This is a genomic window from Pseudorhodobacter turbinis (assembly GCF_005234135.1).
Lineage (GTDB): Bacteria > Pseudomonadota > Alphaproteobacteria > Rhodobacterales > Rhodobacteraceae > Pseudorhodobacter > Pseudorhodobacter turbinis.
On sequence record NZ_CP039964.1, the window covers coordinates 629045 to 647023 of the forward strand.

Annotated in this window: 16 protein-coding genes, 1 tRNA gene and 1 pseudogene; 9 read left to right on the forward strand and 9 right to left on the reverse strand. The window is 57.7% G+C overall.

Annotation, left to right across the window (positions count from 1 at the left end; genetic code table 11):
- Positions 1–8: 8 nt before the first annotated feature.
- The 6 genes from EOK75_RS02890 to EOK75_RS02915 form a co-directional block, all read right to left on the reverse strand.
- Positions 9–1310 carry a branched-chain amino acid ABC transporter permease gene (locus EOK75_RS02890; RefSeq protein WP_137192494.1) on the reverse strand — a complete coding sequence of 434 codons (1302 nt, stop codon included), beginning with the start codon at positions 1308–1310 and terminating at the stop codon, positions 9–11.
- On the reverse strand, positions 1307–2317 hold the full coding sequence (locus EOK75_RS02895; protein ID WP_137192495.1) for a branched-chain amino acid ABC transporter permease: 1011 nt from the start codon (positions 2315–2317) through the stop codon (positions 1307–1309). Before EOK75_RS02895 ends, EOK75_RS02890 begins: the two co-directional genes overlap by 4 nt.
- 45 nt (positions 2318–2362) lie before the next feature.
- Positions 2363–3073, reverse strand: coding sequence for an ABC transporter ATP-binding protein (locus tag EOK75_RS02900; RefSeq protein WP_137192496.1), 711 nt, complete (start codon positions 3071–3073; stop codon positions 2363–2365).
- An 81-nt stretch (positions 3074–3154) separates the two neighbouring features.
- Positions 3155–3937 (reverse strand): ABC transporter ATP-binding protein, encoded by a 783-nt coding sequence (locus tag EOK75_RS02905; protein WP_137192497.1) that lies wholly within the window; start codon positions 3935–3937, stop codon positions 3155–3157.
- Between the two features lie 101 nt (positions 3938–4038).
- Positions 4039–5223, reverse strand: a complete 1185-nt coding sequence (locus EOK75_RS02910) for an ABC transporter substrate-binding protein (RefSeq protein ID WP_137192498.1) — start codon at positions 5221–5223, stop codon at positions 4039–4041.
- Positions 5224–5392: 169 nt separating this feature from the next.
- Positions 5393–6406, reverse strand: coding sequence for a GlxA family transcriptional regulator (locus EOK75_RS02915; RefSeq protein ID WP_137192499.1), 1014 nt, complete (start codon positions 6404–6406; stop codon positions 5393–5395).
- A 143-nt stretch (positions 6407–6549) separates the two neighbouring features.
- Between EOK75_RS02915 and EOK75_RS02920 the strand changes: the two genes are divergently transcribed.
- Positions 6550–7920, forward strand: coding sequence for a class II 3-deoxy-7-phosphoheptulonate synthase (locus EOK75_RS02920; protein ID WP_137192500.1), 1371 nt, complete (start codon positions 6550–6552; stop codon positions 7918–7920).
- Between the two features lie 87 nt (positions 7921–8007).
- Here EOK75_RS02920 and EOK75_RS02925 read toward each other — a convergent pair whose 3' ends face one another.
- Complete coding sequence (locus EOK75_RS02925; RefSeq protein ID WP_137192501.1) at positions 8008–8691, reverse strand: PAS domain-containing protein; 684 nt, start codon at positions 8689–8691, stop codon at positions 8008–8010.
- 242 nt (positions 8692–8933) lie between these two features.
- Here EOK75_RS02925 and EOK75_RS02930 point away from each other — a divergent pair, with 242 nt between their 5' ends.
- Genes EOK75_RS02930 through EOK75_RS02960 form a run of 7 tightly spaced genes read left to right on the forward strand, consistent with a single transcriptional unit; the run spans position 8934 to position 15730 of the window.
- A complete protein-coding gene (locus tag EOK75_RS02930) occupies positions 8934–9827 on the forward strand; it encodes a YicC/YloC family endoribonuclease (protein ID WP_137192502.1) in 894 nt (297 codons plus the stop codon).
- A gap of 2 nt (positions 9828–9829) precedes the next feature.
- On the forward strand, positions 9830–10492 hold the full coding sequence (gene gmk / locus EOK75_RS02935; protein WP_137194260.1) for a guanylate kinase: 663 nt from the start codon (positions 9830–9832) through the stop codon (positions 10490–10492).
- Entirely contained in the window at positions 10489–11007 is a 519-nt protein-coding gene (locus EOK75_RS02940; protein WP_137192503.1) for a gamma carbonic anhydrase family protein, read from the forward strand. Before gmk ends, EOK75_RS02940 begins: the two co-directional genes overlap by 4 nt.
- A gap of 24 nt (positions 11008–11031) precedes the next feature.
- Positions 11032–12060 (forward strand): N-acetylneuraminate synthase family protein, encoded by a 1029-nt coding sequence (locus tag EOK75_RS02945; RefSeq protein ID WP_137192504.1) that lies wholly within the window; start codon positions 11032–11034, stop codon positions 12058–12060.
- 43 nt (positions 12061–12103) lie between these two features.
- Complete coding sequence (gene neuC, locus EOK75_RS02950) at positions 12104–13225, forward strand: UDP-N-acetylglucosamine 2-epimerase (protein ID WP_137192505.1); 1122 nt, start codon at positions 12104–12106, stop codon at positions 13223–13225.
- On the forward strand, positions 13218–14456 hold the full coding sequence (locus EOK75_RS02955; protein ID WP_168199127.1) for a 3-deoxy-D-manno-octulosonic acid transferase: 1239 nt from the start codon (positions 13218–13220) through the stop codon (positions 14454–14456). Before neuC ends, EOK75_RS02955 begins: the two co-directional genes overlap by 8 nt.
- Positions 14453–15730: a 3-deoxy-D-manno-octulosonic acid transferase gene (locus tag EOK75_RS02960; RefSeq protein WP_137192507.1), complete on the forward strand. Its 1278-nt coding sequence runs from the start codon at positions 14453–14455 to the stop codon at positions 15728–15730. The genes EOK75_RS02955 and EOK75_RS02960 overlap by 4 nt, the downstream gene beginning before the upstream one ends.
- Here EOK75_RS02960 and EOK75_RS02965 read toward each other — a convergent pair.
- Positions 15720–16433, reverse strand: coding sequence for an acylneuraminate cytidylyltransferase family protein (locus tag EOK75_RS02965; RefSeq protein WP_137192508.1), 714 nt, complete (start codon positions 16431–16433; stop codon positions 15720–15722). The genes EOK75_RS02960 and EOK75_RS02965 overlap by 11 nt on opposite strands.
- 165 nt (positions 16434–16598) lie before the next feature.
- On the opposite strand from EOK75_RS02965, the gene EOK75_RS02970 reads away from it, so the two are divergent.
- A tRNA-Val gene (locus EOK75_RS02970) sits at positions 16599–16674 on the forward strand.
- A gap of 397 nt (positions 16675–17071) precedes the next feature.
- Here EOK75_RS02970 and EOK75_RS02975 read toward each other — a convergent pair.
- Positions 17072–17430: pseudogene (locus EOK75_RS02975) on the reverse strand (transposase); the annotation flags it as partial.
- Positions 17431–17979 lie beyond the last annotated feature (549 nt).

Sequence of the window (17979 nt, forward strand, 5' to 3'; positions counted from 1 at the left end):
TTCGTTTTTCATTTCTCGGGGATCAGGCCGCGCGGGCTGAACCGCAGTACCACAAGCAAGATAACCCCAAGGGTCAGCAGGCGCATATGTGCCGCGGAATCGATCAGATGGGATTTCAGCGCCCCCTCTGACATCGCCGATGTGACCACCGACATCACCCCGGGCCCGACGCTTTCCACGATCAGCCAGAGCCAGCCAATCAGCAAACCGCCCAGAACTGCGCCCCAGTTGTTGCCCGATCCGCCGACGATCACCATTACCCAGATCAGAAAGGTAAAGCGCAGCGGGTTATAGGTGCCCGGCGTCAACTGCCCGTCCATCGAGGTCATCATCGCCCCCGCAAACCCGACCACGGCCGACCCGATGACAAAGACCTGCAAATGCCTGCGTGTCACATCCTTGCCCATCGCAGCTGCTGCCACCTCATTATCCCGGATAGAGCGCATCATCCGCCCCCAAGGGCTGTTCAATGCGCGCTCCGACAGCCAGATCACCGCCAGCAGGACCACGGCAAACAGCATCGCATAAAGGATTTTCACAACGATGGTCGAAGCGCTGACCGGATCAAAGCCGTAGCTCGCCGCCCATTCCAGAAAGCCAGCACTTTGCTGTAGGTCCACCTCATAGGGCACCGGCCAAGGACGGGGCAGGCCGATCATGTTCTTCACGCCGCGCGCCAGCCAATCCTCATTTTTCAATACGATGATGACGATTTCCGCGATGCCCAACGTGGCAATCGCCAGATAATCCGACCGCAGCCCCAGCGAAACCTTCCCGATCGCCCAAGCCGCCAGTGCCGCCAGAACGCCGCCCAAAGGCCACGACAGGATAGACGGCAAACCAAGCCCGCCGATATTGCCCGCGGTTGCCGGATTAACCGATTCAACCGCCGCCACCGAAGGGTCAAAAAGCGCGCGATAGGCAAAAAAGCCGATGGTGATCACCGCAAGCAGGGCCAGATTACGCGCGGCCCCCTTGCGCATCCGTTGGTACACTTGGGTCGCGGCCACGATCACGGCGATGCCAAAGGCAAGCCCTGTCATGATGCCCCAACCACCCGCGGCCCAGCCCTCCGGCTCTGGCGGGGCGGCGACCAATACCACGGCCAAGCCCCCCAAGGCGGCAAAGCCCATGATGCCGGTGTTGAACAGGCCGGCATAGCCCCATTGCATATTCACCCCCAAAGCCATGATCGCCGAAAGCAGACCAAGGTTGAGAATGTTCAAAGCAAGGTTCCAGCTTTGGAAAAAACCGGTGCCGACATAAAGCGCTGCGACCAACGCAAATAGAAACAGGTTGCGCATGTTCATCCTGATTTCCCCTTAAACAGCCCGGTGGGCATGAACAGCAAAACGATGATCAGAATGATAAAGCTCACCGCAAGCTTGTAGTCGGTGGACATAAGCTGCGCCAATCCGTCCGGCGCCATATCGGCAGGCACCAGATAGCCGATCACCTTTTTCCACGCATAGGTCACAAAGACCTCGGAATAGGCGACGACAAAGCCGCCCGCAATCGCCCCCAGCGGGTTGCCAAGCCCACCCACAACCGCGGCGGCAAAGATCGGCAGCAAAAGCTGGAAATAAGTGAACGGCTTGAAGGATTTATCCAATCCGTAAAGCACCCCCGCAATCGTCGCCAGAATAGCGACCAAAATCCAAGTGACCCTGACCACGTGGTTGGGGTTGATGCCCGACAAAAGCGCCAGATCCTCATTATCCGAAAACGCCCGCATGGATTTACCGGTGCGGGTCTTTTGCAAGAACCAGAACAGCCAGGCGACCACCAGAACAGCGGTGACGATGGTGACGGCTTGGGTGGTTTTCAGGGCCATGCCCTCATTCAAACCGCTCCATTCCTTGAACTCCCGCGCGGTAAAGACAAAACGTTCGCCATCGGTGAAGTTTTGCTCCTCAACCCCGATCATGATGCGGGTGATGCCGTTCATCACGAACATCACCCCAAGCGAGACGATCACCAAAATCGTCGGCGCCACCTTTTGTTTCCGGTAAAACCGATAGACGGAAAAATCGGTGGCCAGCAACAGCCCCACAGTGACCAAAATGCCAAAGGGCAGGGCAAGAAGGGCGGTGGGCAAGGGGCCGAAACTGACCCCCATCGCTTGCAGCCCCCAAGTGCCATAGATCGTGGCCATGGTGCCAAAGGCCATGGTATCGCCTTGGGCAAAGTTGGAAAAGCGCAGGATGCCGTAAACCAGCGTGGCCCCCAGCGCGCCAAGCGCAAGCTGCGCCCCATAAGCGGTCGCCGGAATGAACACGAAGTTCGTAAAAGCGACGATTGCGTTGAGAATATCCATCAGGTTTGCTCCTGGCTTGTTATGCGTTGGGGTCTCAAATTCATATCAGCCCCCCAAGAAACTGCGGCGAACCTCAGGGTCCTGCATTAGCGCCTGTCCGGTATCGGTGAAACGGTTGGCACCTTGCACCAGCACGTAGCCTTTATCCGCGATCTCCAAGGCCTGCCGCGCATTTTGTTCCACCATCAGAATGGAAATACCTGCGCGGGCGATCTCGATGATGCGGTCAAACAGCTCATCCATCACGATAGGCGAGACACCGGCCGTCGGCTCATCCAGCATCAAAACCTTGGGCTTGGTCATCAACGCGCGGCCCACGGCAACCTGTTGACGTTGCCCGCCCGAAAGTTCCCCTGCGGCCTGAAATCGCTTTTCCTTGAGGATGGGAAAAAGATCATAGATTTGCTCCATCGTGCCGGAAATATCATCGCGGCGCAAAAACGCCCCCATTTCCAGATTTTCCTCAACGGTCATGGAGGTAAAGATATTGGAGGTCTGCGGCACAAACCCCATGCCCTTTGCCACACGGTCTTGCGGGCTGAGCGCGGTGATATCCTCCCCCTCCAGCTTCACATGACCCGAGCGCAGGTTCAGCATGCCAAACACTGCCTTCATCGCTGTGGATTTGCCAGCGCCATTGGGGCCGACGATCACGGCAATCTCGCCCTTTTCGACGGCAATCGTGCAGCCATGCAAAATATCGGCAGCGCCATAGCCGCCGGTCATCCGCTCACCAATCAAAAACGGTTCGGCCATCACGCCCCCTTGGGTGACGCAATGCACCGCAGTTTTATCTGTTCAAAAAATTTTAATCGCGGCGCGCAAGGCAGCATCATATCACGCATTGGATTTCACTTTGTTTTTCAATCCGGTGCCAAGATAGGCCTCAATCACGCGCTCGTCGTTCTTGACCTCATCCACCGTGCCTTGCGCCAGAACCTTGCCCTCGGCCATGCAGATCACCGGGTCGCAAAGCCGCGCGATGAAATCCATGTCGTGTTCAATCACACAAAAAGTATAGCCGCGCTCTTTGTTCAGGCGCACAATCGCATCGCCTATGGTGTTCAGCAGGGTACGGTTCACACCGGCACCCACCTCATCCAAAAACACGATCTTGGCATCGACCATCATCGTGCGGCCCAACTCCAACAGCTTTTTCTGCCCGCCGGATATATTGGCCGCTTTTTCATCGGCCAGATGGCTGATGGTCAAAAAGTCGAGCACCTCATCGGCCTGGTCGCGAATGCGGCGTTCTTCCTCGGCAACACGGCCACGGGAAAACCATGTATTCCAAAGGGTCTCACCCGCCTGATTTTCCGGCACCATCATCAGATTTTCACGCACGGTCATCGAGCCGAATTCATGCGCGATCTGGAATGTCCGCAGCAGGCCTTTGTGAAAAAGCTCGTGCGGGGGCAGGCCGGTGATATCTTCACCCGCCATAAATACCTTGCCGGAACTTGCCGGTAAACGCCCTGCAATAACGTTGAACAAGGTGGTCTTACCCGCCCCGTTCGGCCCGATCAAACCGGTAATGGAGCCGGTCGCGATTTCGAGCGAAGCCCCGTCGACGGCACTAAATGCCCCAAATTTCTTATGCAGATTCTGAACACTAATCATGTTGAACCTATCCCCCAACCAGCACTACACGCTGTCGCAAATCAAAAAGCGTCCCGAAAAGGCAAACCTTTCGGGACGCTTTAACTCAGCCGTTTCGAGGATCAGCGAAAGCCATCTGTCACGAACGCCCCGTCGGTGACAGTGAACTCCCGGAAGCTGCCGGCAGATTCGCCGTTGCCGATCAGTTCAACCGCAGTCGCGCCGACATAATCGATATCGGTGCCCGCTGCGATCAACTCCAGCGCGTGACCAAGCTGGCCGGGTTCGATCTTTTCGCCCGGTGCGTTGGCAACATCCATGACCTTTGTGATCCAGTCTTTGGAATCGGTGGATTTGGCCGCAGCCATCGCCAGCAACATCAAAGCCGCCGCATCATAGCTTTCGCCGGTAAAGGAGGATGTCGGGTCGAAACCGGCCGCCGTTGCCAGCTCTGCGAACTTGGCGGCACCTTCGGAATCGGTGCCGGGGATGGTACCATAAGTGCCGTCCAGCCCGCTGCCGATGGCCTCGATCAGGCTTTCGCCATACATGCCGTCGGGCAGATAGAAGGTGTCAAACGCGCCGGTGTCCAAAGAGGCCTGAATGATGCCCTTACCGCCTTGGTCGACATAGCCCGCAACCACCAGAACATCACCACCGGCCGATGCCAGCGTGGCCACCTCGGCGGAATAGTCGGCCTTGCCGTCCTCATGCGCGGTATTGGCGGTGACCTTGCCACCCTTTGCCTCAAACGCAGCGGCGATGCTGTCGGACAAGCCCTTGCCATAGTCGTTATTGGTATAGGAAACCGCGATGGATTTCACGCCACGGTCAGTCAAGATTTCAGCGACCACTTCACCCTGACGCGCATCGGAAGGCGAGGTGCGGAAGAACAACCCGTCATCTTCGGCATCCGAAAGCCCCGGAGAGGTCGCCGAAGGCGAGATCATGCCAATGCCGTTCGGGCGCGCCACGTTTTGCAAAACCGAACCGGTCACACCCGAGCAATCCGCGCCCATGATTGCGTTGACGCCTTCAACGGTGATCAAGCGCTCTGCCGCGGCGGTGGCGGCTGATGCATCGATACATGTGCTGTCAGCGCGGACGGATGTTACCGTGCCGCCGCCCATGAATTTCCCCGAATCGCTAACCTCTTTGATCGCCAGCTCGGCCGAGGCGGCCATGCTTGGCGTGATCGATTCCAGCGGGCCGGTAAAGCCAAGAATAATTCCGATTTTCGCATCTTCGGCAAATGCGCCGCCTGCCATCAAAGCAGTCGCAGCGGAGGCCAGCATTAGTTTTTTCATTTTTAACTCCCTAGTGGAACTTGTTCCTATCGGAAGCCTAGACGCAGTCATATCAAAAGAAAAGGCTGCAAAACATGTCAAAGCAGGGGTTTGAGGCGCTTAAAACGTTATTTTATGCCGCGCCGTTGATGCGGGTGCCCAGTTACGATGCAGTTACGTAACGGCAGTTTCAAGATGGTGCCTGCATGTTGGCCCCACCCTGGGTACCGCGCTCACGGTAGGGGGTGGTGGAATAATGCGCGCGGTAGCATTTGGAGAAATGCGAAGGCGAGGCAAACCCGCAAGCCAGCGCCACATTGATCACCGACATATCGGTTTGCATCAACAGATTGCGCGCCTTGGACAGGCGCAACTCCATATAATAGCGTTTCGGGCTGCGGTTCAGATAGCGGCGGAACAGACGCTCAAGCTGGCGTGTGGACATGCCCACATCTTCGGCCAGATCGGCGGGGCTGATCGGCTCTTCGATGGCCTGTTCCATGATCTGGATGACCTGCGACAGTTTGGGATGGCGCACGCCGATCCGCGTGGGGATAGACAGACGTTGTGTGTCTTGATCGGTTCGGATTGTGGAATAGATCAACTGATCCGCGACCGTGTTGGCAATATCATCGCCATGATCGGCCGAAATGATCTTGAGCATCATATCCAGCGACGCGGTGCCGCCGGCCGTGCTCATCCGGTTGCCATCGATCACAAAGATCGACCGGGTAAGGCTGACCTGCTCAAACTCCTCCATAAAGCCGTCCTGGTTTTCCCAGTGGATCGTGGCCTTGCGCCCGTCCAGCAGTCCCGCTTTGGCCAAGGCAAAGGCACCGGTGCATAGCCCGCCAATCGCCACCCCGCGCCGCGCCTCGCGGCGCAGCCAGTTCAACACACCCTTGGTCGTGGCCTTTTGCACATCGATGCCGCCACACACCAAAACAGTGTCTTCGCGGTCAATCTCTTCCAGCCCGATATCAAGCGTAAAGGCAGCACCGTTGGAGCATTTGACAAAACCATCGCCTTCGCCCGCCAGCACCCAGCTATAAGCAGGAACCCCCATCACGCGGTTGGCAATGCGCAACGGCTCTATCGCGCTGGCAAAGGACAGCATTGTAAACTGGTCCAACAGCAAAAAGACAAAGCGTTTGGGCGCGCTATCCTTGGTGACAGACGTAGCTTTTTTCGGCGCGACAAACATTCTTCACCTATAACGAGAGGAGCCCGGACCACCGAAACAGGAAAACGCAAGCTCGGCAAGGGGGAAGGCGGCCTTTCAGGCTTTGCAATCAGCCGCGCATTCCCTATACAAAACCAGATACCGCTAACTTTCGGAGAAGACCGATGACGCAGGCTTGGACAAAATCAGATTGGCGCAGCAAACCACGGGTGCAAATGCCCGATTATCTGGATGCAGATGCCTTGAACGCCGTTGAGGCACAGCTTGCGAAATATCCGCCGTTGGTATTTGCAGGTGAGGTGCGCCGCTTGAAAGCACAGCTTGGCGCGGCCTCTGAAGGCAAGGCCTTTTTGCTGCAAGGCGGCGATTGCGCTGAAAGCTTTGCGGAATTTTCCGCCGACAATATCCGCGACACCTTTCGGGTGATGCTGCAGATGGCGGTGGTGCTGACCTATGGTGCCAAAGTGCCGGTGGTGAAGGTGGGCCGTATGGCCGGACAGTTTGCCAAGCCCCGCTCGGCCCCGACCGAGGTCATCAACGGTGAGGAATTCGCCAGCTACCGCGGCGATATCATCAACGGGTTCGAGGCCACGCAAGAAAGCCGCATCCCCGATCCCAAGCGCATGCTGCAAGCCTACACCCAGGCCGCCGCCAGCCTGAATTTGCTGCGCGCGTTCTCGACCGGCGGCTTTGCCGATATTCACCGCGTCCATTCCTGGACCCTTGGCTTTGCCGAACATGACAAGGCCGAGCGTTACCGCGAATTGTCGAACCGCATCTCGGATGCGCTTGATTTCATGGTGGCCGCAGGCGTCGACAGCACCACCGCGCACCAGCTTTCCAAAGTTGACTTCTACACCAGCCACGAAGCCTTGTTGCTGGAGTATGAAGAGGCACTCTCGCGCGTTGACAGTATCTCGGGCCAGCCGATCGCGGGGTCGGGGCATATGATCTGGATCGGGGATCGCACCCGTCAGCCCGACGGCGCACATGTGGAATTTGCGCGCGGCGTTTCAAACCCGATCGGGTTGAAATGCGGGCCGACGACTACTGCCGATGACCTGAAGGTCCTGATGGCCAAGCTGAACCCTGAAAACGAGGCGGGACGACTGACGTTGATCGCTCGTTTCGGGGCAGGCAATGTAGGGGACAACCTGCCACGTCTGATCAAGGCCGTGCAGGAAGAGGGCGCAAAGGTCTTGTGGTCTTGTGATCCGATGCATGGCAACACGATCAAGGCGGCTTCGGGCTATAAAACGCGTCCGTTCGAATCTGTTCTGCGTGAAGTTCGTGAATTCTTTGCGATTCACCATGCCGAAGGTACGATCCCCGGCGGTGTGCATTTTGAGATGACCGGCAAGGATGTTACCGAATGCACCGGCGGTTTGCGCGCTGTAACGGATGAGAACCTGTCGGACCGCTATCACACTGCTTGCGACCCGCGCCTGAACGCCAGCCAGTCACTGGAACTGGCCTTCCTGGTCGCAGAGGAGCTGTCAAACATTCGCAACGCTGACCGCCGCGTTGCTATGTAAGCTATTGAAAAATACCTCGATACTAAAAACACCGCCCCTATTCGGGCGGTGTTTTTATGTCAGGCATCTATGTTCGGAAACAATAGCTTACTTCACAACCCGCAGGTAGGGCGCGGATTTCGCACGCGGCGCCTCAAACGGGGTGGCATCCTCAGCGAAAGCACGTGGTTTACTGGATTCAAGCACCAGTGGCTGGAAACCTGTCGGTTTTTCGGGCAGAGGCGCGGGGGCTGGCTGGTAAATCCTGCTGACGGTGGCTTTTGCAACGTCAAACCGGCGCGGGCTCCGGCCCACCTTGCCCTCGATCGCCATACAGCCAAGCGCCATTGCAATGCGGCCCTGTGTATCAAGCAGCGGCAGCACCAGCATACGTGCGGTCAGGGCAGGGCGGCCGAGACCTCGCTCTGCCACAAGTTCCATGGTCAGCCGTGCGGGATCATCAAACACCCGTGAAAGCTTGTCAGCGACATCATGGCGGGCCTCGGGGCCAAATATCGCGGAAAACGGTAGGCCGCGCACTTCCATTCCCATGAAATCGGCCAGCTCCATCCCGGCGATTCGAAAGCGTGAAACATTGGGGGCGACCCGTTCAATCAGAAAGGTAGAGGACAGGGCCGCTTCGATCCCGCGCGGACTGATCTGGGCTCGGTGGGGAATATTGTCCCCCTCGCGCAAGGCTTCCCAATACGCGGTCAGTTGCGGCAACGGATCAGGCCGGGATTTGTTGGGCAGGGATTCGGCTTGGTCCGTTTCGGTAAAGATGGAAGTCATATCGTAACCCTGCCCACACCGCTTTGGGGTGGCCCTTCAAATTGCTGTACCCTTCTTGCATTGCAAACTGTGTCGGCCCCCAATTGTCGGGGTTTGACTTTGTTAAGAATGCGGCAAGAAGCCTTACTAAAGTCTTAAATTACACGAAGCCTGCTGCATTTGGCAAATAAACAATATAAATGGTAAACATCGGGCTTATCAGGCGCGCGCAACGCAATATCTAGATGGAAGGACCTGTAATCATGACCAAATCCATGACCGGCTACGCCACAAGGCGGGGCCAGTTCGCGGCCTATTCATGGCAGCTTGATGTCCGTTCCGTAAATGCCAAGGGCTTGGATTTGCGCTTACGGGTGCCGGAATGGGTTAACGGGCTAGAGGGGGAGATGAGGGCGATTCTGTCCAAAAACCTGACGCGCGGCAGTATATCCGTCACCCTCAAGGTTGCGCGCGAGGCTGCGGGGGAAAGCGCCCTGCGGTTGAACACGCCTGCGTTGCGCAGCGCCCTTTCAATGCTCAGTGAGGTGGAGGCCGCCGCCATGGCCAGCGGCATGACGCTTGCGCAGGCCAGCCAAGCGGATGTGCTGCTTATGCGCGGGGTGATGGAACAGAACCAGACCGAGGAAGATACCACACCGCTTGCCGCCGCCATTTTACAAGATTTCCAAGCCGCGGTGGAGGATCTTAAATTCATGCGCGCGCAAGAGGGCGCGGCCCTGCATATTATCATCCAGAACCAGCTTGCACAGATCGAAGCCCATACCACCACCGCCGAGGCCGAGGCCGAAAACCGCAGTCAGACTGCCGCCGAGACCTTGCGGGACAATGTCCAGAAACTGCTCCAAGCCACCGATAGCATCGATCAGGTGCGGCTTGCCCAGGAATTGGCGCTGCTGGCCGTCAAAACCGATATCCGCGAGGAACTGGACCGGTTACACGCCCATACCGATGCCGCCCATGCCCTGATTGCGGCGGATGTGTCCGTTGGCCGCAAGCTCGACTTCTTGATGCAGGAATTCATGCGCGAGGCAAATACCCTGTGTTCCAAGGCGCAATCCCTGGCGCTAACGCGGGTTGGGCTTGACCTGAAAACCGTGATAGACCAGATGCGTGAACAGGTTCAAAACGTGGAATGACGATGTCAAATAATTCGGGGCCAGACAGTGCCACCCGCCGCGGGCTATTGCTTATCCTTTCCTCACCCTCGGGTGCGGGGAAATCCACCCTTGCGCGGATGTTGATGCAATGGGATCCGACGATCCGCTTTTCCGTTTCGGCCACGACCCGCGCCCCACGCCCGGGCGAAGAGGACGGGCGCGAGTATTACTTCCGCGACCGTGCCGATTTTGAGGCGATGATCGAGGCAGGCGAGATGCTGGAACATGCCAAAGTGTTCGACAACTTTTACGGATCACCCAAAGCGCCGGTCGAGGCGGCAATGCAAGAGGGGCGCGATACGCTGTTTGATATCGACTGGCAGGGCGGTCAGCAAATCCGTAACTCCTCGCTTGGGCGGGACGTGGTGTCGGTTTTCGTGCTGCCGCCTTCGATCGCAGAGCTGGAAAGCCGCCTGCGCGGCCGCGCCCAAGACAGCGATGAGGTGATTTCAGGTCGCATGGCCAAAAGCCAAAGCGAGATCAGCCATTGGGCGGAATATGATTATGTTCTGGTAAACCGCGAATTGGACCAGACCTTTACCCAGCTTCGCACCATTCTAGAGGGCGAGCGCCTGCGCCGCGACCGCCAGCCGCAACTTTCCAGCTTTGTCCGCAGTCTCAATCAGGAGTTTGACGCCAGATGATCTATGCCCTCGACGGATACGCCCCGAAAATCCACGCCGACACTTGGGTCGCGGCGGATGCCAATCTGATTGGCAAGATCGTGCTGGAGGAAGGCGCGAGCATCTGGTTCGGCGCCACCCTGCGCGGTGACAATGAAGAAATTCTGGTCGGTGCTGGCAGCAATGTGCAGGAAAATTCTGTGCTCCACACCGATATGGGCTATCCGCTGACCATCGGTGCCAATTGCACCATCGGCCATAAGGCGATGCTGCACGGCTGCACCATCGGTGAGGGCTCCTTGATCGGGATGGGCGCGACGGTGTTGAATGGCGCGCGTATCGGCAAGGGCTGTTTGATCGGCGCGGGGGCCTTGATTACCGAAGGCAAAGAGATCCCCGACGGCAGCCTTGTGATGGGCGCACCCGGCAAGGTGATCCGGGTGCTGGACGCAGAGGCGCAGGCAAAGCTGTTGGAATCGGCGGCCAATTACCGCGCCAACATGCGGCGTTTTCGCGATGGATTGCGGCGGGTATAACCGCGTTTAAAGGGAATGTGACACATGAAAATCGGAAACCGTGAGATCGGCCCCGCCCATCCGCCTTTGGTGATCGCCGAAATCGGCATCAACCATGGCGGTAGCCTTGAGGTGGCGCGCGAAATGGTGCGGCTCGCGGCGCTTTCGGGCTGTGAATGCGTCAAGCATCAGACCCATATCCTCGAAGACGAGATGACGGAGGAGGCGAAATCGATCTTTCCGCCCAATGCCGATGTCTCTATCTGGGATGTGATGGCGGGTTGCGCGCTGTCGCTAGAGGATGAGCGCAGCCTGAAGGAGTATACCGAAAGCCTCGGGATGATTTACCTCTCCACCCCGTTCAGCCGTGCGGCGGCCGATTTTCTGGAAACCCTCGATGTGCCCGCCTATAAGATTGGATCAGGCGAGGCGGACAACCTGCCATTGATCCGCCATATCGCGCGCAAGGGCAAGCCGGTGATCATGTCGACGGGGATGCAAAGCATCGATTCCATCCGCGCCAGTGTTGCAATTCTAGATGCAGCGGGGGTGGATTATGCGCTTTTGGAATGCACCAATCTTTATCCCAGCCCACCAGAAATTGTTTCTCTGAAAGGGGTTACTGACCTTAAGGCAGCCTTTCCCAAGGCTATTGTCGGCTTTTCCGACCACTCCATCGGGCCGGAGATGGCATTGGCAAGTGTCGCCTTGGGGGCAAGCATCCTGGAGCGGCATTATACCGACAGCCGCTACCGCATCGGGCCGGATATCATCAACTCCATGGACCCGGCAGAGCTGCGCCACCTGATCGACCGTTCGCGTGAAATCTGGATTGCCGCGAACAACCCCAAACGGCGCACCGAGGCCGAAGAGCCGGTCTATCGCTTTGCCCGCGCAAGCGTGGTGGCCGATCGCGATCTGGCCGCAGGTCATGTGATCACAGAATCTGATATCTGGGCACGCCGCCCCGGTAGCGGTGAGATCGCAGGCTATGATTTCGACAAGGTGGTGGGCCGTCGGCTGACACGGGCGGTTACGCGCAACACCCAGTTGAAATGGGATGATCTGGCGTAACCCTGTAAATGGTATATGCACACAACAGTAAAGAGGGCCGCGCATGACGCGAAAATTGCTTTTCGTCACCGGAACCCGCGCCGATTTTGGCAAGCTGGAACCGCTCGCCTCTGCCGCGAAAACGGCGGGGTTTGAGGTGTCATTTTTCGTGACCGGCATGCATATGATGGCACGCTACGGGCTGACCAAGCTTGAGGTGCAGCGCCTCGACGGCATCATGGCCTATGAGTTTCTCAACCAGCGCCCCAATGATCCGCAGGATATGGTGCTGGCCAAAACCGTGATGGGGTTTTCCGATTTCGTCACCGAAATGCGCCCCGATCTGATCATCACGCACGGTGACCGCGTCGAGGCGCTGGCCTGCACCTTGGTCGCGGCCACGAATTACATCCGTTCCGGCCATGTCGAGGGCGGCGAGGTTTCCGGCACCATCGACGAGATTTTTCGCCATTGTAACACCAAGCTTGCCTCGGCGCATTTCGTGTCATCCGACGCCGCCGCACGCCGCGTCATGGCATTGGGTGAACCGCAATCCGCGGTGCATGTCATCGGCTCGCCCGAGCTTGATTTCCACTCGCGCGCCTCCGGCGTGACGATTGATGAGGTGCGCGCCCGCTATGGCATCGCGTTCTCGGATTTCGGGATTTGTGTGTTCCACCCCGTCACCTCGGAACAGGCGACGATGGGCACACAAGCGCGTGATCTTTACGCGGCGCTTGAGGCCTCTGGCCGGAATTTCGTGCTGATCGCACCGAACAACGACCCCGGCTCCGAAGAGATCTTCGATGTCATCAATGCCTTGCCGAAAGAGCGTTTCCGTCTGTTGCCCTCGATGCGTTTCGCGCATTTCTCGGAGCTGATGAAGAACGCGGCCTGTATGGTTGGCAACTCAAGCGCAGGCGTGCGCGAGGCACCGTTTCTGGGCATTCCTTCATTGGATATTGGCACGCGTCAACATAACCGCTCTGATGCGCCGTCCATTCGGTTTGCCGATGCCGGTGATGCCAACACGATTGCCACTTTTCTGGACGATGAATGGGGCAAAAGCCATCCGCGCCATGAGGGGTTCGGGTCCGGCTCTGCCGCTGAACGTTTTGCTGCGGTGCTGAATGATCCGGAATTTTGGGCGCGCGGTTTGCAAAAAGAGTTTCAAGACCTTGGATAAAGCACGCCCCCCCGGCAAGGCCTTGCGGGCCTATACCGTCTTGACGCGGATGCTGGTGCCTTTGGCCCCGACGCACCTGCGCAAACGCCTGGCCCGCGGGCGCGAAGATCCGGCGCGTTGGCAAGAAAAGCTGGGGCAGGCGGGCGCGCCGCGGCCTGATGGTCGGCTGATATGGTTGCACGGCGTTGGCGTGGGCGAGGTGATGGCCCTGCGCGGTGTGATTGCTGCAATGGGCCGCGCGGAGCCGCAAGCGCATTTTCTGGTGACCTCCTCGGCGCGTTCCTCGGCAGAAGTGGTGGCGGGCAACCTGCCGCCGCGCAGTATCCACCAATATCTGCCGCTTGATGCGCCCGCTTTTGTGGCGCGGTTTCTGGACCATTGGCAACCGGACCTGTCAATCTGGAGCGACCAGGATATCTGGCCGCTTTGCGCCTATATGGCAGATAAGCGCGGCATTCCCTTGGTGTTTTTGAATGCACGGATCACGGATGCGTCTTTAAACAAACGTCGTTTTATCAAGGCATTATACACCGATTCTCTGAAACGGTTTCAACTCGTTCTGGCCCAAGACAGCCGCAGCGCAGATAACCTGATGGCACTTGGCGCGCCTCGGGTGGAGGTGGCGCCTTCGGTGAAGTCCGCCGCACCGATGCTTGCCGCAGATGGGGCAGAGCAGGTCCGGATGGGCGCAATGTTTGAGGGGCGCCGCGTCTGGGTCGCCGCCTCCACCCACCCTGAGGATGAGGCGGTCGCATTGGCTGCCCAAGCCCGGCTGATTGCTGAGGATCCGCGCTGGTTGCTGGTGCTTGTCCCACGCGACCCCAAGCGCGCCATAGCCCCCGATCTGCCCTTCGCCAAGCGCAGCTCGGGCGATACCTTGGCAGGCCAAGCAGTCTATCTGGCTGATACCTTTGGGGAATTGGGCCTATGGTACCGGCTGGCCGAGGCCGCCCTTATCGGGGGCAGCTTTAGCGCGGTCGAAGGGCACAACCCGTGGGAGGCCTCTGCATTGGGGACCGCCGTTCTACATGGTCCGCGCATAGATAACTTTACAAATGATTTCAAATCACTACAGATGGCACAGGCCGCCAAAGAGATCACAGATGCCACCCAGTTGGTGGCGGCGCTGAACGGGGAGTTGCGGCAAATGGGCCTGCGCGGGCAATCTTTGGTGCGGCGTGCGGCCCCGCTAGAAAGTCTGGCCGCCGATCTTTTGGGGCTGATGAAATGACCGATTTCCCGAAGATGAAGCTTCGGATTGCCCTTTGGGCCTATGCAGCGTTATGGACGCTCGGCCTGCCTTTGGCGCTTTTCTACTTATGGCGCAGGGGCCGCAAGGACCCCGATTACCACAGCCATCTAGCGGAACGGTTTGGCCTTGGCAGCACGCCTATGCCGAATGCGATCTGGGTGCATGCCGTGTCATTGGGGGAATTTCGTTCGGCCGTGCCGCTGATAAATGCGCTTTTGGGGCAGGGGGAACGGGTTGTGATCACCCATTTCACGCCCGCAGGCAGGCGCTCTTCGACCCAGGTTTATACCGATGAAATCGCGGCAGGGCAGGTGCAGGTGGTCTGGGTGCCGTTTGAGCTTGGCCTTTGCTTTGCCAATTTTTTCCACCGTTTCACCCCCAAATACGGCTTGGTGATGGAGGTGGAGGTTTGGCCACGGATGATCATGGCCGCGCGCCGCCACCGCGTGCCCCTTTTCATGTGCAATGCGCAATACCCCAGCAAAGCCTTTGATCGCGATGGACAAACCGGCCTGAGGGCGCAGCTTATGCAGGGCTTTGCCGGGGCCTTGGTGAAATCGGATCTACAGGCGCGCCGCTTTGCCCAAGTCGGGGTGAAACGGATCGAAGTGACCGGAGAGCTGCGCTTTGACCAACCAATACCGCCCGCACAAGTTGCCGCCGGTCGTGCGCTGAAACCTGCCCGAGACGTCGTGGTGATCGCCAGTGCCATTGAGGGTGAGGATGACGGATATATAAGTGCTATCAAAGCAGTACGAGAAGTTCGTGATACACTTTTCGTCTATGTCCCCCGCCGTCCCGAACGTTTTAATGAGGTCGCTCAGCAGATAAAGGATGCGGGCCTACGCATGGCGCGGCGCTCCGAGGTTCTGACCAAAGATCTTTCCGGCAGTTTGCCCGAGGGGATCGATGTCCTTTATGGCGATAGCCTCGGAGAGATGTATTTCTACCTTGCTATGGCGGACCGCGTGGTCGTTGGCGGCGGCTTCAACCCCAAAGGCGCGCATAATATCATCGAACCGCTTGCCCTCAAAAAGCCGGTTCTGGTCGGGCCTGAAACCTGGACCATCGAATACCCGCTCGTGGAGGCAGAGGCCGCAGGCGTGGCCCGCTCAGTTCCTGACTTCGAGGCTTTGGCGAAGGCTTTGATCGCGCGCGATGATCCCTCCGCCGCGCAAATCGATGCGTTTTTCGCAGCCCATGCTGGTGCAACCCCCCGCACCTTGGCGGGTATCGCGGCCCTTAGGGTTTAGGTTTCTCGCCTGCATCTATTTGTTGTTGCAACAAAAACTCTACAATCCGCAAATCAAAGGGGCTGTCGATATCATGGCAGCGTTCCGCAGATAAAACATAAGGGATCACCCGACCATCATAAAGCCCCTCGGCGCGGCGCAAATAATCGGGGGAAACAACGTAGACAACACCGACATGCTCATAGACCACAGGCGCTTGCTGGCGGGCCAGAACGCGGCCGGGCAGGGGCTTGGAGACATGCAGCGCGCCGCTCTCGTCCGGCTCGACAAGATTGAAATAGGGGTTTTTACGGGCCTCACAGCAAGACATGACCATATCGGGCTGCTCTTTGGCAAAGAGGTCCAGCGCATTGGTGATATCTGAGGGCAGGCGCAGTGGCGAGGTGCAATCAAGATCCAGAAAGGCGGTGGTAGGGCCTGTAATCGCCTCAGTGACCTCTAGCGCGTGCTGCCAGACGTGGAACTTGCCGGCGGTGTCGGTCGCCAGATGGGCCGGGCGCAACCCGATATCCAGCGCGCCACGTTTAACCGCATGTTCATACATCGCCTCATCATCGGTAGAGACGACAACCGCATCCACGCGCGGCTCGTCAAACAATTGATCCAGCGACCAATCCATCAAAGGCTTGCCGCAAATTGGGCGGAAGTTCTTTCCCGGCACCCCTTTGGACCCTTTGCGCACGCCGATATGGCCGATGATCATGGCTTTCCCCTTTGAATTAGAAGCCTGAAAATGCCAAGCTTCAGCGGGGTTTGCAATGGGCCGTCTGTGGCGGCAGACCTTGGTGTAAAAAAATGGCGGCTTGGCAAAAAATCTGCTTATGACCTCTTGCAGCGATGAAAGGCTTGGGCTAGTTAAGCGTCAGTCGGGTGATTAGCTCAGTTGGTAGAGCGCTTCGTTTACACCGAAGATGTCGGCGGTTCGAGCCCGTCATTACCCACCATTTTCCTTTTTAGATACAGATTAAAATCACAGGCAGTAGCCTTGTGTGTCGATAAATAAGTCGACAGACGTTGGGCCATTACAAGAACATGCTGAATAATTTTGTGGGGAGTGGAGCGGGTGAAGGGCATCACACCGTACTTTTTATGGCATCTAGTCCTTTGAAATAACGTATTTATATTTTCGGCATCCTTGCCATCGAAACCCAAGTGGACCATAAAACCCGCCATACAAGGTAGGGATTCCGAATGAAAGAGAAGCTAAAAGCCTCCGCCATAGCCGCCATGGTTCCCGGCAATTATCACGATGGCGGCGGGCTGTGTCTGGTAATCCGTTCCGACACTTCCGCGAGTTGGCATTATCGATACCAATTGAACGGTAAGCGCACCAAGCTTGGGCTCGCTGACCTCGAAGGCCCGGCACGCCAGCGCGATGCTGACGCCCCGTCGCTCTACCGCCGTTTCGGCCATCTCGCGGCGCTGAGATGGCCCCGTTACTTTTTTCCGAGGGCTTCCTTCAATAAGTCCGCCTGCATGCTCAGATCTGCATACATCCGCTTCAGCCTGCGGTTCTCTTCCTCCATGGCTTTCATCTGGCTGACCATGGATGCATCCATGCCACCATACTTCGCACGCCATTTGTAAAACGACGCATTGCTCATGCCATGTTCACGGCAAAGCTCGGCCACCGGCACACCACCTTCGGCTTGGCGCAGGATCGCAAGGATCTGGGGTTCGCTATATCTGGTCATTTTCATTCAAAATCTCCTCGTTCATCTTGCCGAGAAAATTCTACTTCCGCAGCCCCTTACTTTCGGGGGGGATTACCATGCCGTCGTAAAGAAGGATGCACGAGGGCTTCCTCTGCCCAATGAAGAATGGGTTATGAATAACGAGCTTCAGGTTAGCATCGCGAAGACAAAGCTTTATCAAGCCAACTGTGACATCCTCTAATGCGCTTGTCACTCATCGCGGTTCTCCTAGTAACGTTGGCCTTTACTGGGTGGCGATTGGCTGACGTCGAGCGGCAGCGTTACGCACTCTTGTGGGGTCTTTGCCAATCCATTCCGGAGGCCCCTCGATCTCTGGATTGCCTCAAGGAAGTTCAACCAAGGACCTCGCGACTCTGGAACCTCTTCTACGGGCTTACTAAGTGAAGGCCTCAGTTGCATGCGGCCGCAATGTTACAGCGGAACATCAGCAATTGGTATTATAGGCAAATTGCCCACCCGTCTCACGATGCAATCGCACAGAATATGTGGGCTGACTCTCGCTAAAACTGCAATTCCACCCGCCGGGGTGGTGGG

Coding starts and splice junctions, on each gene's coding strand:
- EOK75_RS02890 (WP_137192494.1), bottom strand. CDS start 1,310: ATGAACATGCGCAACCTGTTTCTATTTGCGTTGGTCGCAGCGCTTTAT.
- EOK75_RS02895 (WP_137192495.1), bottom strand. CDS start 2,317: ATGGATATTCTCAACGCAATCGTCGCTTTTACGAACTTCGTGTTCATT.
- EOK75_RS02900 (WP_137192496.1), bottom strand. CDS start 3,073: ATGGCCGAACCGTTTTTGATTGGTGAGCGGATGACCGGCGGCTATGGC.
- EOK75_RS02905 (WP_137192497.1), bottom strand. CDS start 3,937: ATGATTAGTGTTCAGAATCTGCATAAGAAATTTGGGGCATTTAGTGCC.
- EOK75_RS02910 (WP_137192498.1), bottom strand. CDS start 5,223: ATGAAAAAACTAATGCTGGCCTCCGCTGCGACTGCTTTGATGGCAGGC.
- EOK75_RS02915 (WP_137192499.1), bottom strand. CDS start 6,406: ATGTTTGTCGCGCCGAAAAAAGCTACGTCTGTCACCAAGGATAGCGCG.
- EOK75_RS02920 (WP_137192500.1), top strand. CDS start 6,550: ATGACGCAGGCTTGGACAAAATCAGATTGGCGCAGCAAACCACGGGTG.
- EOK75_RS02925 (WP_137192501.1), bottom strand. CDS start 8,691: ATGACTTCCATCTTTACCGAAACGGACCAAGCCGAATCCCTGCCCAAC.
- EOK75_RS02930 (WP_137192502.1), top strand. CDS start 8,934: ATGACCAAATCCATGACCGGCTACGCCACAAGGCGGGGCCAGTTCGCG.
- gmk (WP_137194260.1), top strand. CDS start 9,830: ATGTCAAATAATTCGGGGCCAGACAGTGCCACCCGCCGCGGGCTATTG.
- EOK75_RS02940 (WP_137192503.1), top strand. CDS start 10,489: ATGATCTATGCCCTCGACGGATACGCCCCGAAAATCCACGCCGACACT.
- EOK75_RS02945 (WP_137192504.1), top strand. CDS start 11,032: ATGAAAATCGGAAACCGTGAGATCGGCCCCGCCCATCCGCCTTTGGTG.
- neuC (WP_137192505.1), top strand. CDS start 12,104: ATGACGCGAAAATTGCTTTTCGTCACCGGAACCCGCGCCGATTTTGGC.
- EOK75_RS02960 (WP_137192507.1), top strand. CDS start 14,453: ATGACCGATTTCCCGAAGATGAAGCTTCGGATTGCCCTTTGGGCCTAT.
- EOK75_RS02965 (WP_137192508.1), bottom strand. CDS start 16,433: ATGATCATCGGCCATATCGGCGTGCGCAAAGGGTCCAAAGGGGTGCCG.